Here is a 19,273-nt window from a genome sequence, read left to right as displayed (position 1 = left end):
CCTCCATATCGTGAGAGCGACTAACGTTCGCTCCGCTCATGAACGTAGTTCGTTAGTCGCACTAATGCAAGGGGTAGGATCGGACCGTGGAGACCGATGACGACCTGCGCTTCGACCGCGGCGACGAGACCCCGGAGCGGCTCCGGGGACAGTTATCGCGCCTCGTCGGGATGACCGCGACCCAGACCCGGCGGGTCGCCGGCGACGCCCTCGGAGCCGTCGGCGCGCACAAGGACCACTTCGTGGTGCTGGCCGCGCTCGCAGAGCTCGGGCCGGCGAGCCAGTCGACGCTGTCGGACCGCACGCGCATCTACCGCAGCGACCTCGTCGCGGTGCTCAACGCGCTCACCGACGGAGGCTGGGTCCGCCGCTCACCCGACCCCGCGGACAAGCGCCGCAACGTCGTCTCGATCACACCCGCGGGCGAGGCCCGCCTCGGCGAGCTGGACGCGATCCTCGCGGAGGTCAACGCACGCGTCATGGCGCCGCTGTCCCCCGACGAGCGCGCGCAGCTCTTCGACCTCCTCGAGCGCGTCAACGCGCACCTCGCGGCAGGTGCTGACCGTCCCTGAGGCGTCGGTGCTCAGCCGAGCACGCGCTCGCGTGCGTGGTGGAACGTCAGAGAGGGCAGCGTCGCGAGCGCCCCGTGGGCCGCGACGTAGTCCTTGAGGTCGCCACGGAAGACGACGCGGCCCGGGAGGTCGAGCAGCGTCTGCGGCCGCACCTGCCACCGCTCGACGCCGAGGTCGCACACCCCGGCACCGTGCAGCACGTGGTAGACGAACTCGGAGCAGAAGAACCGGTCCTCGGCCTCGTGGCCGCGGCCGAAGCGGGCACCGACGAGACCGCGCACGTTGTAGGAGAACGCGTGCGAGTCCAGCAGGAACTCGGTGACCCGCACGCGGATCGCCTCGTGCTGCTCGGGCGTCACGGGGACCTCGAGCACGACCCCGGGCACGACGTCCATGCCGCGGTACAGGCCGTCGTCGAACCGCTCGCGCCGGAAGCACCCGACGAACGGGTTCCCGGCCCGGCGGCGCCCGAAGCTGAACATGAGGTCGAGCCCCGGGTCGAGCGCCAAGGAGGAGTGCGTGAACTCGTCACGGGTCGCCAGCGCGATGGTCCGGGAGAGGACCGTACGGCTGCGGGACAGGACGACGTAGACGTTCACGCGAGTGACCATACGATGCCCGGGCCCGCAAGCGGAACGGGCCGGACGCGTCTTTTGTCCGGTCAGCCCGCCTCGAGCGCCCCGAGGACCTCCTCGGCGAGCCGCGGGGGGAACTGGGCGGCGGCGTCGCGCACGTCGAAACCGAGGTCCTCGGCGAGCGAGAACGCGCGCCCGGCCCGGGCCGGGTCGGGCAGCGAGCCGTCCCCCGTGAGCATCATGACGCCGGCCGTGAACGCCGCACGGCCGTTGCCCTGGTCCCCCGCCGCGAGGTAGAGCTCCAGGGCCCGCGCAGCGTCCCGCGGACGCCCGCGGCCCGTCGCGTGCTCCGCCGCCAGGTTGTAGAGCGCGCGGGGGTGGCCCGCGTCGGCGGCCTGCTCGAGGAGAGCGCGCGAGCGTGCCTCGTCCACCGGCGTGCCCTGGCCGGTCGCGGTGAGGACGGACAGCTCGAAGAGCGCGTCGGCGTTCCCCCGCCGCGCCGCCTCCTCGTGGTCGGCGACGGCCGCCACGGCGTCCTGGGCGAACCCGTAGCCGGTGTAGCGCATCCACCCGCGCAGCACGTGCGCGCCACCGTCGGGGTCGTCCTCGGCGAGCCGGTCGACCCGCTCGGCGGCCTCCGCGGCGAGCGGCAGGCGGCGGAAGTACGCCTCGCGCACCCAGGACGTCGCCGCCTCGCGCGACACCGCGTCGGCCCCGCCCGCGTCGGCCCGGCGGTACGTGTCGACGAGCACCTTCTCCGCGTCGCCCGGCATCAGGCCGATCACGTGCTCGTTGCGGACGAACGCGTCGCGCAGCCCGTGCGCGGCGGCCAGGACCCGCTCGCGGCTCATGGCACGGTCGTCGAGCGCGTCGCGCGCGGCCTCGTACGCCACGCTCCCTCGCGGGCGGGTCGTGCCCGACGGCGGAGCCCCCTCCGCGGTCGCGTTCGCCGACGCGTCACCCGCCGAGGAGGCGGCGGCCGGGGCGTCGGCTGCCGGGGCGTCGCCGGTCCCCGTGCCCGCCGCCGGAGCGGGGGTGCCCGTCGCCGTCGCCTGCTGCGCCGCAGCGGCCGTCGTCGCCGCGTCCCGTGCGTCGGCGTCCCAGACGAGCTCGCCGTCCGGGTTCCAGATCTGGTTCGTCCGGTTCTTCGCCCACACCGCCCGGAAGCCCTCGGGGAGCGAGAGGTACCGCACGAGGTGGGGCGCCCGGCGGTACAGCTCGTGCGCCGGCACGGGGAGGAGCCCGCCGCGGGGCTGCGCCGCGACCGACGTCACGACCCACCCTGACGCGCCGTCGCCCGCCGGCCGGGTCCGCTCGACGTACGTCTCCGGCGCGTCGTACACGTCGGCGTCGACCAGCACGGTCTCCGTGAAGCGCGTGCTCTTCGCCCCTACCTTGCAGAACGCGACCATCTCGCGCTGCTGCCGGTAGGTGTCGAGCATCGGGTCCACGTCCCACGTGAGGGTCGAGATGCCGTCCTTCGTGAGGTCCGTGACGGCCACGCGCAGGTCGTCGCCCGACTCCGCCAGCACGACCCACCAGAAGCCGTGCCAGACCTGGTAGCCCGTGACGACCTTCTCCGCGGGGAGCGTCGCGACCCAGTCGAGGAACGACTGCGCCGTCGGGGCGAGCAACGGCGTCGTCTCCGTCCACACGCGGCGACCCGTGGCCGACCGGGCGTCGAGCACGACCCGCGCGGGCGCCGTCGTCGGCGTGCCGTCCGCCCACCAGCGCACCGCGTCCGCGGCAGGCGGCGGCCACGCGGTGCGCCCGTTGGCGATCGGGTCGAGCGCGAGCACGTGCTCGCCGTCGAAGGAGGCGACGTACCAGTGGCCCGGGCCGTGCGCACGGTCGACGCCCACGACGACGAACGCGCCCTTGCCGCGGGCGCGCAGCCGCTCCGCGATCTCGTCCGGCGTCGTCTGCTCGAAGCCGCTTCCGACGAGCTCGGCGAGCTCCGCCTCGCTCGGGCCGGTGGGCGTCGCGGGCTGCGCCTGCCCGCCGCGCAGGATCCCCACCATCGAGGCCACCGCCGACGCGGCGTGGTTCACCGGGAGGGTCGCGGCGTTCGCGTCGTTGCGGTGACCCGCGTGGAACGCCTCCACCAGCTGGGCCTGCGTGAAGCACGACTCGCGCACGTAGGCCGACCCGTCGAACCCGACGATCGCCTGCGCACCGCCGCGGCCCGGGGTCCACACGTGGAAGCCGCCCGGGACGACCTTGTTGTGGCGCGCGACCGTCGCGACGTCGACGCCGAGCAGGGTCGCAGCCCGGTCGGCGAGGTGCGGGAAGCCCTCGGTCCAGTGCTGGTGCTGCGGGTCCTGGGCGTTCGCGTCGGTCACGGGGAGAGGGTATGCGCCGCCCCCGACGCACCGCACCGCCCGGGCATGGGGACCGGTCCCCATCGGATCGCCGGTCAGGCGCCCGCCCGGCGCAGCACCGCCTCCGCGTGGCGCAGCACGGGGCCGTCGACCATCTGCCCGTCGTGCGTGAAGACCGCATCCGGTCCGCCGGGGTTCGCGGCCGCCGCGTCGAGCAGGGCCCGCGCCGCCGTCACCTGCTCCGGCGTGGGCGCGTACGCGGCGCGGATCACGGGCACGTGGCTCGGGTGGATGCACGCGGTCGCGGTGAACCCCGACGCCGCGGCGTCCTCGGCCTCGGCCCGCAGCCCGTCGAGGTCGCCGACGTCCACGTGCACCGCGTCGACCGCCGCCTTGCCCGCCGCCCCGGCGGCGAGCAGCACCGCGGACCGCGCGTGGCGCGCGACGTCCCGGTACGACCCGTCCGGGCGCCGGCTCGACGTGCCGCCGAGCGACGCGACGAGGTCCTCCGCGCCCCACATCAGCGCGACGACCTCGGGCCGCCGGGCGAGCTCCGGCGCCGCGAGCACGCCGGCCGCCGTCTCGCAGAGCGCGAGGACGCGCACGCCCGGCAGGGTCGCCGCGAGCGCCGCGAGCGAGCCGAGCAGCTCCGGGCCCGACTTGGCGACCATGACCGTCCGCAGGCGGGTGTCCGCGAGCGCCGCCACGTCGAGCGCGTGCTCGGGCGTCCCGACGGCGTTGACCCGCACGACCGTCCGTGCCGGGTCGAGCGTCGCGGACGCCTCGACGACGGCGCGTCGGGCGGCGTCCTTCGAGACGGCGGCGACCGCGTCCTCGAGGTCGAGGATCACGGCGTCGGCGCGGTCGGCGGCCTTGGCGAACCGGTCCGGCCGGTCGCCGGGGCAGAACAGCAGCGCCGGCCCGATCCCGAACCCGGCGACGTCGCTCACCACGCGCTCTCCTCGTCGCCGCGCTCGAGGACGGGCTCGTGCTCCCCGCCGGCGCCGAACCCGGGCTTGGTGGGCACGGCGGGCTCGGCCTGCCCGGCAACCCCGGGTTCGGCAGGTGCGGGGCGACCCACAACCCCGGGGTCGACCCCGGGCTGCGGTGACGCGTCGCCGTCGGGCACCGCCGCGCACGCGGCCTCGTGGGCCGTGCGCGTCCAGAACAGGGCGGTGCGGACGGCGCGCGCGACGAGGACGCCGTCCTGGTTGAGGCCGCGGTGCTCGAGCGTCACGACGCCCTGCCCCGGCCGCGACGCGGACAGCCGCTTCTCGACGACCTCCGTCTCCGCGTAGAGCGTGTCACCGTGGAACAGCGGCTTCGGGAACTCGACCTCGCGGAAGCCGAGGTTCGCGACGATCGTGCCCTGCGTGACCTGCCCGACCGACAGACCCACCAGCGTGGACAGCGTCATCATCGAGTTGACGAGCCGCTGCCCGAACGGCTGCGTCGCGGCCCACGCGGCGTCGAGGTGCAGCGCCTGGTGGTTCATCGTGAGCGTGGAGAAGACGACGTCGTCCGCCTCCGTGAGCGTGCGGCCGGGCCGGTGCCGGTACACCACACCCGTCTCCAGCTCGTCGTAGTACAGGCCCCGCTGGACCACCTCGCGCATCGTCGCTCCTCCCTAGCACTGAAACGCCCCGTACGGGCGGCCCACCGACCACGACCCCACCCGCCGTCGAGCACGACATGAAGGACGGAAAGCGCCCGATGACGTCCTTCATGTCGTGTTCGGCGCGGGTGCCGTCAGGCTTACAGGCCCAGGCTCCTCGCGATGATCATCAGCTGCACCTCGGTGGTGCCCTCGCCGACCTCGAGCACCTTCGCGTCGCGGTAGTGCCGCGCGACGGGGTTCTCGTTGAGGAAGCCGTAGCCGCCGAAGATCTGCGACGCGTCGCGCGCGTTCGCCATCGCGGCCTCGCCGCCGACGAGCTTCGCGACCGACGCCTCCGCCTTGAACGGCTTGCCCGCGACGAGCTTGTGCGCGGCGTCGAGCCACGCGAGCCGCGCGGTGTGGACGCGCGCCTGCATGCGCGCGAGCGTGAACGCGACGTGCTGGTTCTCCCCGATCGACCGCCCGAACACGACGCGCTCGCGCGCGTACCGCAGCGCCTCCTCGAGGCAGCCCTGCGCGGCGCCGGTCGCCAGGGCGGCGAACGCGATGCGCCCCTCGTCGAGCGCGCGGAGGAAGTTCGCGTACCCCCGGCCGCGCTCGCCGAGCAGGTTGCCCTCCGGGACCCTGACGTCGGTGAGCGTGAGGGGGTGCGTGTCCGAGGTGTGCCAGCCGACCTTGTCGTACGACGGCCCGACCTCGAGCCCGGGCGTCCCCGCCGGGACGACGATGCTCGAGAGCTCCTTGCGCACCTCGCCGTCCTGGCTGACCGTCTCGCCCGTCACGGCGGTGATGGTCACGAGGCTCGTGATGGGCGTCCCCGAGTTGGTGATGAACTGCTTGGACCCGTCGATCACCCACTCGGCGCCGTCGAGCCGCGCGGTCGTGCGCGTGCCGCCCGCGTCGGACCCGGCGTCGGCCTCCGTGAGCCCGAACGCCGCGAGCGCCCTGCCGGCGAGGAGGTCGGGCAGCCAGCGTTCCTGCTGCTCGCGCGACCCGTGCCGGTAGATCGGCACGATCCCCAGCCCGACCCCGGCCTCGAGCGTCACCGCGATGGACTGGTCGACGCGCGCGAGCGCCTCCACGGCGAGGCACAGCGACACGTAGTCCTGGCCCTGCCCGCCGACGTCGCGCGGGAACGGCAGGCCGAACAGCCCCAGCTCCCCCATCTGCGCGATGATCTCCATCGGCAGGCGGCGCTCGGTGTCGTAGCGGTAGGCGGCGGGCGCGACGACGCTGTCCGCGAAGTCGCGCACCACCTGGCTGAGCTTCCGCTGCTCGTCGTCGAGCAGGACGTCGGCCTCGATCATGATGCTCCCTGGGTGTCGGGTTGCGGGACCGGGGCGGCGGGTTGTGCCGCGCCGGAGTCGTGGGGGTGGACGACGGCGACCACCTGGTCCCGGCGCACGAGGTCGCCGGGTCGCACGCGCACCGTCGCGACGCCGTCGTGCGGGGCGAGCAGCGGGTGCTCCATCTTCATGGCCTCGACCGTGACGAGGACGGCCCCCGCGGCGACGGTCTCGCCGTCCGCGACGGCCGTCACGACCGTGCCGGGCATGGCCGCGCGCACCTCGGGGTCCGTCGCGCCGGGCGCGTCCCCCCGTGCCCGACGGCGCTCGTCCCGCGCCCGCGTGGCGCGCTGCTCGCGGTCCGGGGCGCTCAGGGCGACAGTCCGCCCGTCGCGCCACAGCCACACCGTCGCAGGCTCGCCGGCAGCGGACGGAGCGTCGAGCGCGAGCCGCACCCGCTCCCGGACGCCGTCCACGGTGAGCCACCACGCACCGTCGGCCGCGGGGTCGCGCACGAGCGACGCCCGCACCGGGTGCGGGGGCGCACCCGCGGACTCCCACCCGTCGTCGTGCCGTGCGGAGAGGTGCACGACGGCGTCGCGCGCCACCCCGGAGACCCGCACCTCGTGCGCGTCCCCGACGGTGTCGACCAGCCAGACCTGCCGCGCGGCAGCGGGACCGTTGAGCCGCCACCCGTCGCGCACCCGCCACGGATCGTCGTCACCAGCTCCCCCCGCCCCGCCGAACCCGGGGCCGTCGCGCGAATCCGCCGCGAACCCGTCGACAACCCCAGGTTCGGCACCGTCCGAGGTCGCGACGAACAACGCCGCGGCCACGAGATCGACCCACGCGACGCCGTCGGCCGGCGAGCCGACCTCCGAGGAGAGCGGTCGGACACGCACGTCGTCGTGACCGGAAGGCGGGCCGACCACCGAGGTGAGGGGCCGGGAGCTCTGCGCGTCGTCCCGCTCGGACGGCGACCCGACTGACGAGGTGAGGGGGCGGGGGGTGTGCGCGCCGTCGTGGCTGGGTCTGGCGGGAGCGCCCGAGGAACGAGGGCGCGGATGGTAGACGGCGCGCGCACCCCCCGGCCCCTCGCCGGACCCGGCCGAAGACCCCGAGCCGGACGACACGATCCGATCGATCAGCCCCGTGTCGAGCCGCCCCGCGCGCACGTCACCGTCCGCGAGCAGAGACCGCAGGAACGCCGTGTTCGTCTCGACCCCCAGCACGACCGTGCGCGCGAGCAGCCCGTCGAGCCGGTCGAGGGCGTCCTCGCGCGTCGCTCCCCACGCGACGGCCTTGGCGAGCATCGGGTCGTAGTGTCCGCCCACCACGGCACCGCCGGAGATCCCGGAGTCGAGGCGCAGCGGCGAGGCACCGGGCCCGGCGGGGACGCCGTCGTCGTCGTAGACCAGGACCGGCCCGGTGGCCGGGAGGAACCCGCGCTCGGGCGACTCGGCGTAGAGGCGCGCCTCGACGGCGTGGCCGCGGAGCACGACGTCGTCCTGGGCGATCCCGAGCGGTGCCCCGGACGCGACGCGGAGCTGGAGCTCGACGAGGTCGAGGCCCGTGACCATCTCGGTGACGGGGTGCTCGACCTGCAGTCGGGTGTTCATCTCGATGAAGAAGAACTCGTCGGGGCTCCCGGCGGGGACGAGGAACTCGACCGTCCCGGCGCCGACGTACCCGACCGACCGCGCGACCTCGCACGCGGCCTCGCCCATCCGGGCGCGCTGTGCCGGGGTGAGCAGCGGCGACGGCGCCTCCTCCACGACCTTCTGGTGGCGGCGCTGGAGCGAGCACTCGCGCTCGCCGAGGTGGACCACGGTGCTGTGCGTGTCGGCGAGCACCTGCACCTCGATGTGGCGGGGCGCCTCGACCAGCCGTTCGAGCAGGAGCGTGTCGTCGCCGAACGACGACGCGGCGACCCGGCGCGCGGACGCGAGCGCACCCGGCAGGTCGTCGGCCGCCCGCACGACGACCATGCCCTTGCCCCCGCCCCCGGCGGACGGCTTGACGAGCAGCGGGAACCCGACCGCGCCCGCGGCGGCGACCAGGTCGGCGTCGGACATCCCGGGCTCGCCCGCCCCCGGCACGACCGGCACCCCCCGTCCGGCGACGATGCTCTTCGCGGCGAGCTTGTCGGCCATCGCCTCGAGCGCGTCGACGCCGGGTCCGACGAACGCGATCCCGGCGCGCTCGCACGCCCGGGCGAGCGCCGGGTTCTCGGAGAGGAAGCCGTAGCCGGGGTGGACGGCGTCGGCGCCGGTCGCGGCCGCCGCCGCGACCACGGCGTCGACGTCCAGGTAGCTCCGGGCGGCGGGCGCGGGCCCGAGCCGGACCGCGACGTCCGCCTCGCGCACGTGGCGCGCACCGGCGTCGGCGTCGGAGAAGACGGCGACGGACCGCACGCCGAGGCGGCGCAGCGTGCCGATCACGCGGCACGCGATCTCGCCGCGGTTGGCGACGAGGACCGTGCGGAAGCCGGACGCGTCGTGGGGGCTGTGGGAGGTCATCGGCTCACATCCGGAAGAGGCCGAACCGGTCACCGGTCCAGGTCTCGGCGAGGGGCGTGCGCGCGCACACGCCGAGGGCGAGGCCGAGCACGCGGCGCGTGTCGGCGGGGTCGATCACGCCGTCGTCCCACAGTCGCGCGGTCGCGTAGTAGGGGCTGCCGTGCGCGTCGTAGTCGGCGCGGATGCCGGCAGAGAACGCGGCCTCCTCGTCGGGGTCCCACGTCTCGCCGCGCGCGGCGAGCTGGTCGCGCTTGACGGTGGACAGGACGGACGCGGCCTGCGGGCCGCCCATGACGGAGATGCGGCTCGCGGGCCACGACCACAGGAATCGAGGCGAGTACGCACGCCCGCACATCGAGTAGTTCCCCGCCCCGAACGACCCGCCGACGATCACGGTGAGCTTGGGGACGCGCGTCGTCGCGACGGCCGTGACCATCTTGGCGCCGTCCTTCGCGATCCCACCGGCCTCGGCGTCGGTGCCGACCATGAACCCGGAGATGTTCTGCAGGAACAGCAGGGGGATCCCCCGCTGGTCGCACAGCTCGACGAAGTGCGCCCCCTTGAGCGCCGACGCCCCGAACAGCACGCCCTGGTTCGCGAGGATGCCCACCGGGTGCCCGTGGATGCGTGCGAACCCGGTGACGAGCGTGTCGCCGTACTCACGCTTGAACTCGTCGAACCGGCTCCCGTCGACCAGCCGCGCGATGATCTCGCGCGGGTCGTACGGCGCTTGTACATCGGTCGGGACGGCACTGTACAAACCTTCGCCAGGTCGGCTCGCCGTTCCCTGCCCGGGCACCCGGGCGTCGTCGTGCCCGACGGCGGGCGGCCGGCTCACCGCGACGTCCCACGCGGGTGCGGGGTCGGGCGGGAGCGTCGCGACGATGCGGCGCACCGTGTCGAGCGCGTCCTCGTCGTCGTCGGCCAGGTGGTCGACGACGCCGCTGCGGCGCGCGTGCAGCTCGCCACCGCCGAGCTCCTCGGCCGTGACGACCTCGCCGATCGCGGCCTTCACGAGCGGGGGGCCGCCGAGGAAGATCGTGCCCTGACCGCGCACGATGACCGTCTCGTCGCTCATCGCGGGCACGTACGCACCGCCCGCCGTGCACGACCCGAGGACCGCGGAGATCTGCGGGACCCCCGCCGCCGAGAGGCGCGCCTGGTGGTAGAAGATCCTGCCGAAGTGGTCGCGGTCCGGGAACACCTCGGCCTGCCGGGGGAGGAACGCACCCCCCGAGTCGACGAGGTAGACGCACGACAGGCGGTTCTCGAGCGCGATCTCCTGCGCCCGCAGGTGCTTCTTCACCGTGAGCGGGTGGTACGTCCCGCCCTTCACCGTCGCGTCGTTGCACACGACCATGACCTGCCGCCCGCTCACCACCCCGATCCCGGCGACGACCCCCGCGGCCGGCCACGCGCCGTCGTCCACGCCGTACCCGGCGAGCGGCGCGATCTCCAGGAACGGGCTGCCCTCGTCGAGCAGACGGTCGACGCGGTCGCGCGGCAGCAGCTTGCCGCGCGCGACGTGCCGGTCGCGCGCCGATGCCGGCCCACCGCGCGCGACGTCCGCCGTGCGCTCCCGCAGCTCGTCGGCGAGCGCGCGCTGCGCGACGTCGTTCGCCCGGGCCGCGTCCGACCCGGGCTGGACGGCGCTCGTCAGGACCGTCATCCGGTCACCCCTCCCTGCCGAACCCGGGTCTGCACGTCACGTCCAGGTTCAGGTGACGCGAAACCCCCGGTTCGACCGGACGTTGGTGCGAGGAGCGCGAGCGCCGGGTCCTCGAGCAGCGCGCCGAGGTCGGCGAGGAAGCGCGCGCCCTGCTCGCCGTCGACCACGCGATGGTCGAACGACAGGCTCAGGGTGACGACGTCGCGCAGCGCGACCTCGCCGTCGTGCTCCCAGGGCCGACGCCGCACCGCACCCAGGCCGAGGATCGCCGCCTCGCCCGGCACGAGGATCGGCGTGCCCGCGTCGACGCCGAACACCCCGACGTTGGTGATCGAGATCGTCCCCCCGGTGAGGCGCTCGGGCGTCGTCCGGCCGTCGCGAGCCGTGACCGTGAGCTCGGAGAGCGCGGCGGCGAGGTCGGGCAGGTCGAGGTCCTGCGCGTCGGGCACGTGCGGCACGACGAGTCCCCGGTCTGTCGCGACCGCGATGCCCAGGTGCACCCGCCGGTGCCGCGCGATCTCCGCGGAGCCGTCCGGGAGGTCGTGCCACGCGCTGTTGAGCGCAGGGTGGCGCGGCAGCGCGAGGCACAGCGCGCGGGCCGCGAGCGCCAGCACGGTGATCCGCGCTCCGCGCGCGAGGCGGTGGGTCCGCAGCCGCTCCAGGAGCTCGACGCTGCGCGTCACGTCGACCGTGAGGAACACCGTCGCGTGGGGCGCGGTGAACGCGCTCGACACCATCGCCGCGGCGGTGTGCTTGCGCACCCCGCGCACCGGCACGACCTCGGGTTCGAGACCCGTCCGCGCGTCGGGACCGGCGCCCGCCGAGGCGGGAGACGACGGGGTGGCGGCCGTCGCGGCGAGCGTGCCGTGCACGTCGCGCGGCTGCCGCACGACGTCGCGGTGGCAGCTCACCGCCGCGAGGACGTCCTCGCGTGTGATGAGACCGTCCGCGCCCGAACCCTCCACACGGTCGATGCGCACGCCGAGCTTCTTCGCGAGCGCCCGCACAGGCGGCGTCGACCGCGGCCGCTCGCCACGGACGGTGCGACCACGAGCGCCGGTCGACGTCGCGGCGTCGAACCCGGCGTTCCTGGTCACCGGCTCGCTGCCGAACCCGGGGTTTGCGGCCACTGCGGGCGCGTCGTGGCGCGAAACCCCGGGTTCGGCACCGCCTGCGGACCGGCGGGGCCGGCGCGTCGGGCGACCGACGCGGTCCGGCCGAGCACCGTACCCGACGAGGTTCGGCTCGGGCTCGTCCGCGACACCGGGCTCTCCGGGGACCCGCTCGTCGCCGAGCCCGGGGTTCGACGCGACCGTGGGCTTCGGGTGCCCCGCGACCCCGGGTTCGGCGCCCTGGGGGGCGGGGGTGTCGTCGTCGATCTCGAACGTCACCAAGGGGTCGCCGACCGTGACGGTCTGGCCCTCCTCCGCGTGCAGCGACGCGATGACGCCGGCGTACGGGGACGGGAGGTCGACGAGGGCCTTGGCCGTCTCGACCTCGGCGATGACCTGGTTGAGCTCGACGTGGTCGCCCGCGTGGACGTGCCAGCTCACGATGTCGGACTCGGTGAGGCCCTCGCCGAGGTCGGGGAGCCGGAACTCGCGCATCGTCATCATCGGGCCACCGCCTCGGCGGTGCGGACCGGCCCGGCCGAGCCGGCGGCCCCCACGAGCCCACCGGCGTCGGGCACCGCGCGTGGCACGAACGGCTCGACCCGCCCCAGCACGCGGTCGACGCCGTCGAGGATGCGGTCGAGGTCCGGCAGGTAGTGGCCCTCGAGCTTGGCGGGCGGGTACGGCATGCCGTGACCCGTGACGCGTACGGGCGCGGCCTCGAGGTACTCGAAGCAGCGGTCGGTCACGGTCGCGGCGATCTCCGCCCCGAGCCCGGCCTGCCGCGGCGCCTCGTGCGTCACGACGACGCGCCCGGTCTTGCGGACGGACGCGGCGACGGTGTCGTGGTCGATGGGCGAGAGCGACCGCAGGTCGATCACCTCGACGGACACGCCGTCGTCCGACGCGGCGACGGCGGCGTCGAGCGCGGTCCCGACGAGCCCGCCCCAGGTGACGAGCGTGACGTCGTGCCCCTCCCGGACCACGCGCGCCCGGTCCATGGGCAGCGGGTCGACCGGGTCGAGGTCGACCTCGCCCTTGAGGTGGTACCGGCGCTTGGGCTCGAAGAAGATCACCGGGTCGTCGCACGCGACCGCCTGACGGAGCACGGTGTACGCGTCCTGGGGGTTCGCGACCGACACCACGCGCAGCCCGGCCGTGTGCGCGAACAGCGCCTCCGGCGACTCCGAGTGGTGCTCGGCCGCGCCGATCCCGCCGCCGACGGGGATGCGGATCGTGATGGGCAGGCGCACCTTCCCGCCGGTGCGCGCGTGCATCTTGGCGAGCTGGGACAGGATCTGGTCGAACGCGACGAACACGAAGCCGTCGAACTGGATCTCGCACACCGGCCGGTACCCGCGGTACGCGAGCCCGACGGCCGTCCCGATGATCCCGGACTCCGCGAGCGGGGTGTCGAGCACGCGCCGCGGCCCGAACTCCGCCTGGAGCCCGTCGGTCACGCGGTAGACGCCGCCGAGCCGGCCGACGTCCTCTCCCATGACGACCACGCGGTCGTCGTCGGACATCGCGCGGCGCAGCCCTGCGCCGAGCGCCTTCGCCACGGTGAGGGTGCTCATCGCGCCACCCCCGTCGCGGTCGTCCCGGTGCCCGACGCCGCCCGGTCGCCCGTGGCGCCCGGCCCGCCCGCGCCGTCGTCCCCGCCCTCGCCGTCGCCGAACGACTCGAGGTAGTGCGCGTACTCCGCGCGCTCGCGCTCCAGCGCGTGGTGCGGCTCGGCGTAGACGTGGTCGAAGAGCGACAGCGGCGGCGGGTCGGCGAGCGCGACGCACCCGGCGCGCAGCTCGGCCGCCGCGGCGTCGGCGACGCCCCGCACCCGCGCCGCCTCCGCGTCGTCGAGCACGCCGGCGGAGCGCAGGTACGCCTCGAAGCGCGCGAGCGGGTCGCGCCCGGTCCACTCCTCGACCTCGGCCGCGTCGCGGTAGCGCTTGGGGTCGTCGGCCGTGGTGTGCGGGCCCATGCGGTAGGTGACGGCCTCGATCAGCGTCGGGCCGCCGTCGTGCCGTGCGCGGTCGAGCGCCGCGCGCGTCACGGCGAGCACGGCGAGCACGTCGTTGCCGTCCACGCGCACTCCCGGCATGCCGAACCCGCGGGCGCGCTCGGCGAGCGGGACGCGCGACTGGAGCGCGACCGGCTCGGAGATGGCCCACTGGTTGTTCTGGCAGAAGAAGACGACCGGCGAGCGGTACGTGGACGCGAACACGAACGCCTCGTTGACGTCGCCCTGGCTCATCGCGCCGTCGCCGAAGTACGCGACCCCCACGGGGAGCCCGGCGGACGCGTCGACCCGGCCGGCGTCGACGTCGAGCTGCACGCCCATCGCCCAGCCGGTCGCGTGCAGCGCCTGGGCGCCGATGATGACCTGCGGCGACGCCATCCCGATCGCGTACGGGTCCCACCCGGAGACCGCGACGCCGCGCCACACGCGCACGAGGTCGACGAGCCCGGCGCCGCGCACGCGCGCGACCGCGTGCTCGCGGTAGGAGGAGAAGACGAAGTCGTCGTCGCGCAGCGCGCGCGCCGAACCGACCTGGGCGGCCTCCTGGCCGAGCAGCGGGGGCCACAGCGCGAGCTCGCCCTGCCGCTGGAGGGCGGTCGCCTCGGCGTCGATGCGCCGCGCCACGACCATGTCCTCGAAGAGCCGCAGGAGCGTCGTCCGGGCGGTCTCGCGCGCGGCGGCGTCGGGTGCCGTGAGATCGACGTCCGCGAGCCAGCGGTCCAGCTCGGGCTCCGGGAGGCGCGTGCCGTCCTCGGTCAGCACGCGCAGGGTCGGCGCCGACGCGCCGTCCCCCGGGTCCTGCCGCGGCACGTCCGCGCGCACGTCGGCACGCCCGTCCTCGCGCACGTCCTTGCGCACGCCGTGCGCCTCGTTCTTCCGGTCTGCTCGTGCGTCGCGCGGGGTTGCCGCCCGGTGACCGTTCTGCGCCTTGGGCGGGGTCGCCGCCGTCGGTCCGGTCCGCACCGCAGGTTCGCTGGGCATCGTCGCCACCTCACCTCGGGGAGCCGGTCCTCTCCGTCGAGGACCGAGGTAGGGCGAACGTAACCCCTGGCGCGCACATGGCTCCACCGACCTCCGACGCGCTGTGCAGTGTGACCGCCGTCACTCGGTTAGGGTGAGCACCATGCACAGCGCCGACGCTGTCGACCTCGACCTCCTGCTCGCCCTCGCCGACGACCCGCGGGCGACGATCGTCGCGCTCGCCGACCGCCTCCGGCTCTCGCGCAACACCGTGGCGGCGCGCCTCGCCCGGCTCGAGGCCGAGGGTGCGTTCCTCGACCTCGACCGGCGGATCGACCCGCACGTGCTCGGGCACCCGCTCACGGCGTTCGTCGAGGTCCAGGTGCGCCAGAAGGAGCTCGCCCGGATCGTCGACGACGTGGCACGCATCCCCGAGGTCGTCCAGGCGTTCGGGCGCAGCGGGACGGCCGACCTGCGCGTCACCGTCGCGTGCCGCGACACCGACCACCTGTTCCGCATCGACGCCGCGATCCTCGCGATCGACGGCGTCGAGCGCACGGAGACCTCGCTCTCGATGGGCGAGCTCATCCCCTACCGACTGCGCCCGCTCATCGAGCAGCAGCGTCGCAGTGCCTGACGCGGCGTCCCGCGTCGAGGGACGACGCGGTTCGCCGCGGGGCGCGACCGTCGCCCCGCTGTCGGTCCGACGACAGCCAGGCCGTGCGGATCCCGGGCGTGGGCGGTGTCAGCGCAGGTCGCGCACGTAGGCCGCGGCGCCGTCGTACGCGGCGATCCGGCGCTCGTAGTACGTCGCGATGATGAGCAGCAGCCCGCCCGCCGCGGCGAGCGTGAGCATCCACGGGCCCGCGGAGATGCGCGTGCCGAGCTGGGACACGAACACGACGAGGATCTCGACCGGGAGCACCGCGACGCCCAGCAGGAACGGCGCCGCGAGGTGCGTGCGCGTCCCGACGAGCACCGCGGCCAGCGCGAGCACGATGACCAGGACCGCGCGCCACGTGCGTGCGTCGGTGTACGTCGCGAGGACCGACGGGCCGAGCAGCGCGAGGAGGCCCGGGGCGAGCGTCCGCCACGACCCGACGAACCCGACGGGCCACCCGGCCAGCGTCGGCGTCGCGCGCACCGGGGCTCCGACCGGGGCCGGGGCGGCGTGGCTGCCACCCGGGCCGCCCGGACCGGCCACGGCACCCGGGTCGCCGCCCGCCGTGCCAGGCACCGCCGTCGTGCCGGCCGCGAGCGCGAGGTACCCCGCGACGAGCAGGCCTGCGCCCAGCGGGAGCGAGAAGACCTCGACGCGCAGCTCGCGCGGCCACCAGGCGCCGATCGCGGCGACGAGCGCGAGCGACCACGTGAACCACGCGGGCGGGAGGTCGAGCCGGCCGCGGACCGCGCGCCGCACCCCGACCACGAGGAGCGCGAGCAGGGTCACCTCGACGAGCCACACCGTCGCGATGACGCCCCACACCGGCCGGACGTTCGCGACGGTCCCGACCACGACGAGGGCAGCGGCCGGTGCCACGGCCCAGCGTCGCGCGACGGCGGCGCCCCGGCCCCGCGGAGCCACCCCCGCCCCGACGCGCCCAGCCCCGAGCGCGACCCCGCCCGCGGCGAGCGCCCACACGAACCCGAGCACGAACACGGCTCCCCCGCCCGACGCGTGCGCCACGTGGAGCGACTCGACGGTCCCGCCGGCCGCGGCGAGCACCCCGGCGCCCGCGAGCCGCAGGGCCGCGGCACGGCGCCACGCGCCCTCTCCGGCCCCGCGACCCAGCAGGACCGCTGCGAGGACGGCCACGGCCCCGGTCGCGACGAGGAGCGGCGCCCGGACGTCGCCGGCCCCGGGCGCCGCGCCCAGGGCGAGCACGGACGGCACGACGAGCAGCACCAGGCCGGCGCTCGCGAGCTCCCACCAGCGGCCCGACCGGCGGGCGAGCAGCGCCCCCGTGACGAGGGCCGCGAGCGCGGGCGGCGCGGTGTACGCCTCGACGAGGCCGACGTCCGCGGCGGCGAGCGCCGTCCACAGCGCGGCGGTCCCCAGGGCGGCGGCGAGCCACCACTCCGCGCGCCGGTCCCGGTCGCGCGCGGCGAGCCCCGCGCCCACGGCGAGCAGGAGGAGGACGGCGACCGCGACCGTGGGCCCGGCGGCGGGGCGCCCGAACGCGAGCCCGACGGCGATCGCCCCGGTGAGCGCGGCGCTCGCCTCGACCGCGACGCGCCCGGCGGCCAGGTGGATCCGGGCCGTGACCGGGCGGGCCGCGGCGAGCGCCGTCGCCACGAGCAGCGCGACGACCGGCAGCACGACGGGCGACCCGCTGCCCGGAAGGACGAGGGCGCCCGCGCTCACGACGGCGACGGCCGCCGTCGGCAGGACGAGGGCGGCGGCGAGCACGCGCAGCGCGGTGACCGACCCGGGACGGCGCGAGCCGACGAGCACGACCTCCAGCGCGAGCATCGCGACGCACGCCCCGACGGACCACCAGCTGCGCTCGTCGACGACGGTGAGGACGCCGAGCCCGAACGGGACCGCCGTCACGCCGAGCACCGCCCACCACGAGTCCCGGTCGATGCGCGGGACGAGCGTCACCGCGAGCGCGGCGAGCGAGGCGACCCCGGAGACCGCGCACAGGACCGCGACCGTCCCGGCGCCGCTCCACGCGAGCGTGACGCCGAGCACGAGCAGCGCGTAGCCGTAGGCGGTGCCGAGGAGCGGGGCGTGCAGACCGCGCGGCGCGGCGGCCCTGGCCGCGAGCAGGAGCCCGCCGACGACCACCGCGCCGGCCGTCACGGTCGGGCGCGTCACCCACGACCCGGCCACGAGGAGCAGCACGGAGACGATCGTGCCGACGACGGCGGCCGCGTACCAGACGCGCGCCTCGGCCCGTCCGACGGGGACGACGCCGCGCCGGACCGCCGCGCGCGGGCCCGGGAGCCGCCGGACGGCCGGGCGCAGGGCATGACCGAGCCCGCGCCGGACGGCCCGGACGAGCGCGCCCGGCGCGGCGCCGCCCTCGGGAGCACCGGTCGCGACGGGCCGGGCGGTCGCGACGACGAGCAGCGCGGCGAGGAGCGCGAGCAGCGCGAGGGAGGTGACGCCCGCGAGCCGGGGGTCCAGCACGAGCGCGACGACGAGCACGAGCAGCACCCACGGACCGAGCGCGCGCCCGGTCCGCACGACCGGCGCGGCGCCGAGCCGGCGCGCCCCGGCGTGGGGCGGGAAGGGCACGGGGACCGGCGTGCGCAGCGAGAGCCGTGCGGCGACGAGGAGGACGACCAGCGCGGACAGCAGGCCGACGATCGTCCCGTCGAGCAGCACGGCGCCGGGGGTGCCGCCGCGGACGCCCTCGCCCCACAGCCCGGCGGACAGGACGCCGACGCCGAGCGGCGCGTCGTCGAGCGTCGCGGCGGTCCCGGCGGTGCCGGTCACGAGGACCTCGGCCGCGCGCACCCCCGCGACGGCCAGCGCGGGCCCGGCACCGACGAGGGCGACGAGCGCGCCGCCGAGGAGTGCGTCCGACCGCCCGACGGCCGGGACCGGGGAGCCGAGCACCCCGGACACGACGCGCGGCGAGGTGAGCACCAGGACGAGGAGCCACGTGGCGGCGGCGAGCGCGGGGACCAGGCCCAGCCAGGCGACGTCGCCCCCGGTCCCGAGCAGCGCCCCCGCGAGGACCGCCGTCGCGCCGCCGATCGCGTACCAGCGCCGCTCCCGGGTCGCGACGCGCAGGAGCGTGGCCGCGAGCGCCGCGCCGAGCGCGACGAGCGCGGACCCGGAGCCCGTCGGCAGGCCGGGGGCGGTGGTGACGGTGAGCCCGACGACCACGGCGAGGGGCAGCGCGACCGTGCGCACGACGCCGAGCAGCGCCTGCTCGCCCCGCAGGGTGCTGCCGACCCGCGCGCCGGAGCGCGCCGCCACAGGCGCGGCGAGGGCCGTGAGGCACGCCGTCGCGAGGAGGGCGACCGCCCAGCCCCAGGGCGCCCCCGCCGCGGGCGCCGCGAGGAGCGGGACGAGCGGCCCGAGCACGACGGCGCTCGTCACCCAGGCCCGGACCCGCGCCCGGTCCCCGACCACGCCGAGGCCCATGACGACCACGGCGAGCAGCGACGCGCGCGCCACCGTGGTGCCGACCGGGTCGAGCCCCCCTGCGCTCAGCGCGAGCTCCACGTCCACGATCGCGAGCACGACGGCGAGCGCCGCGACCGCCTCGGCGGACGAACGCAGGCCGCGCGACCGCAGGAGCACCGCGGCCCCGACCGTGAGCACCGTGACGACCCCGGTCACGAGGGCGCGCAGGGCGAGGTCGTCGGCGAAGGTGAAGAAGACGAAGACGACCGTCGCGACGGCGAGGAGCCCCGCCCCCGCCCCGGCGAGGACCGGCTGGAGGCCCACGGAGCGCGACGGTGCCGCGCTCGGCACGACGACGCCGCGCGACCCTGCCGGTGCCGGCGGGACCTGCCCGACCGTCGCCGGCGACCCGGGCGCCGAGGGACGGACGGGCACCGGACGGCGTGGCCCGGGCGCGGGCACGGTCCCGGACCCCGGCGCGACGGTGGGCTGGCGCGGACCCGCCGGACCGCGGCCGGTCGCGTCGAGCGGGCGCATCGC

General features: G+C 76.2%; 12 protein-coding genes and 1 pseudogene. 2 read left to right on the top strand and 11 right to left on the bottom strand.

Annotation, left to right across the window (positions count from 1 at the left end):
* Positions 1-86 precede the first annotated feature (86 nt).
* Positions 87-572 carry a MarR family winged helix-turn-helix transcriptional regulator gene (locus tag CCE02nite_RS12215; protein ID WP_141389910.1) on the top strand — a complete coding sequence of 162 codons (486 nt, stop codon included), beginning with the start codon at positions 87-89 and terminating at the stop codon, positions 570-572.
* Between the two features lie 11 nt (positions 573-583).
* On the opposite strand, the gene CCE02nite_RS12210 is transcribed toward CCE02nite_RS12215, so the two are convergent.
* From CCE02nite_RS12210 to pdhA, 10 genes and pseudogenes are all read right to left on the bottom strand, one after another.
* Positions 584-1,171: a hypothetical protein gene (locus tag CCE02nite_RS12210; RefSeq protein ID WP_141389909.1), complete on the bottom strand. Its 588-nt coding sequence runs from the start codon at positions 1,169-1,171 to the stop codon at positions 584-586.
* 62 nt (positions 1,172-1,233) lie between these two features.
* Positions 1,234-3,489: a tetratricopeptide repeat protein gene (locus CCE02nite_RS12205; protein WP_170227302.1), complete on the bottom strand. Its 2,256-nt coding sequence runs from the start codon at positions 3,487-3,489 to the stop codon at positions 1,234-1,236.
* Positions 3,490-3,563: 74 nt separating this feature from the next.
* Positions 3,564-4,418, bottom strand: coding sequence for an HpcH/HpaI aldolase/citrate lyase family protein (locus CCE02nite_RS12200; protein ID WP_141389907.1), 855 nt, complete (start codon positions 4,416-4,418; stop codon positions 3,564-3,566).
* A 194-nt stretch (positions 4,419-4,612) separates the two neighbouring features.
* Positions 4,613-5,083 (bottom strand): annotated as a pseudogene (locus tag CCE02nite_RS12195) (MaoC family dehydratase); the annotation flags it as partial.
* A gap of 140 nt (positions 5,084-5,223) precedes the next feature.
* Positions 5,224-6,393 carry an acyl-CoA dehydrogenase family protein gene (locus CCE02nite_RS12190; RefSeq protein ID WP_141389906.1) on the bottom strand — a complete coding sequence of 390 codons (1,170 nt, stop codon included), beginning with the start codon at positions 6,391-6,393 and terminating at the stop codon, positions 5,224-5,226.
* Positions 6,390-8,891 carry an ATP-binding protein gene (locus CCE02nite_RS12185; protein ID WP_141389905.1) on the bottom strand — a complete coding sequence of 834 codons (2,502 nt, stop codon included), beginning with the start codon at positions 8,889-8,891 and terminating at the stop codon, positions 6,390-6,392. Before CCE02nite_RS12185 ends, CCE02nite_RS12190 begins: the two co-directional genes overlap by 4 nt.
* 4 nt (positions 8,892-8,895) lie before the next feature.
* The gene (locus tag CCE02nite_RS12180) at positions 8,896-10,560 is read right to left on the bottom strand and encodes a carboxyl transferase domain-containing protein (RefSeq protein WP_141389904.1); all 1,665 of its coding nucleotides are present in this window, start codon (positions 10,558-10,560) and stop codon (positions 8,896-8,898) included.
* Complete coding sequence (locus tag CCE02nite_RS12175) at positions 10,557-12,176, bottom strand: dihydrolipoamide acetyltransferase family protein (RefSeq protein ID WP_255318833.1); 1,620 nt, start codon at positions 12,174-12,176, stop codon at positions 10,557-10,559. Before CCE02nite_RS12175 ends, CCE02nite_RS12180 begins: the two co-directional genes overlap by 4 nt.
* A complete protein-coding gene (locus CCE02nite_RS12170; RefSeq protein ID WP_141389903.1) occupies positions 12,173-13,249 on the bottom strand; it encodes an alpha-ketoacid dehydrogenase subunit beta in 1,077 nt (358 codons plus the stop codon). The genes CCE02nite_RS12175 and CCE02nite_RS12170 overlap by 4 nt, the downstream gene beginning before the upstream one ends.
* Positions 13,246-14,670: a pyruvate dehydrogenase (acetyl-transferring) E1 component subunit alpha gene (pdhA, locus tag CCE02nite_RS12165; protein WP_141389902.1), complete on the bottom strand. Its 1,425-nt coding sequence runs from the start codon at positions 14,668-14,670 to the stop codon at positions 13,246-13,248. The genes CCE02nite_RS12170 and pdhA overlap by 4 nt, the downstream gene beginning before the upstream one ends.
* A 142-nt stretch (positions 14,671-14,812) precedes the next feature.
* Between pdhA and CCE02nite_RS12160 the strand changes: the two genes are divergently transcribed.
* Entirely contained in the window at positions 14,813-15,286 is a 474-nt protein-coding gene (locus CCE02nite_RS12160; RefSeq protein ID WP_141389901.1) for an Lrp/AsnC family transcriptional regulator, read from the top strand.
* Positions 15,287-15,394: 108 nt separating this feature from the next.
* Here CCE02nite_RS12160 and CCE02nite_RS12155 read toward each other — a convergent pair.
* On the bottom strand, positions 15,395-19,273 hold a 3,879-nt coding region (locus CCE02nite_RS12155; protein ID WP_218027102.1), incomplete at its 5' end, for an SCO7613 C-terminal domain-containing membrane protein.

This window comes from Cellulosimicrobium cellulans, assembly GCF_006539945.1.
GTDB classification, from domain to species: Bacteria; Actinomycetota; Actinomycetes; order Actinomycetales; family Cellulomonadaceae; genus Cellulosimicrobium; species Cellulosimicrobium cellulans.
The sequence above is the reverse complement of the archived record's forward strand: the minus strand, read 5'-3'. Positions and strand labels throughout refer to the sequence as shown.

Coding starts and splice junctions, on each gene's coding strand:
- CCE02nite_RS12180 (WP_141389904.1), bottom strand. CDS start 10,560: ATGACGGTCCTGACGAGCGCCGTCCAGCCCGGGTCGGACGCGGCCCGG.
- CCE02nite_RS12170 (WP_141389903.1), bottom strand. CDS start 13,249: ATGAGCACCCTCACCGTGGCGAAGGCGCTCGGCGCAGGGCTGCGCCGC.
- CCE02nite_RS12185 (WP_141389905.1), bottom strand. CDS start 8,891: ATGACCTCCCACAGCCCCCACGACGCGTCCGGCTTCCGCACGGTCCTC.
- CCE02nite_RS12175 (WP_255318833.1), bottom strand. CDS start 12,176: ATGATGACGATGCGCGAGTTCCGGCTCCCCGACCTCGGCGAGGGCCTC.
- CCE02nite_RS12160 (WP_141389901.1), top strand. CDS start 14,813: ATGCACAGCGCCGACGCTGTCGACCTCGACCTCCTGCTCGCCCTCGCC.
- pdhA (WP_141389902.1), bottom strand. CDS start 14,670: ATGCCCAGCGAACCTGCGGTGCGGACCGGACCGACGGCGGCGACCCCG.
- CCE02nite_RS12190 (WP_141389906.1), bottom strand. CDS start 6,393: ATGATCGAGGCCGACGTCCTGCTCGACGACGAGCAGCGGAAGCTCAGC.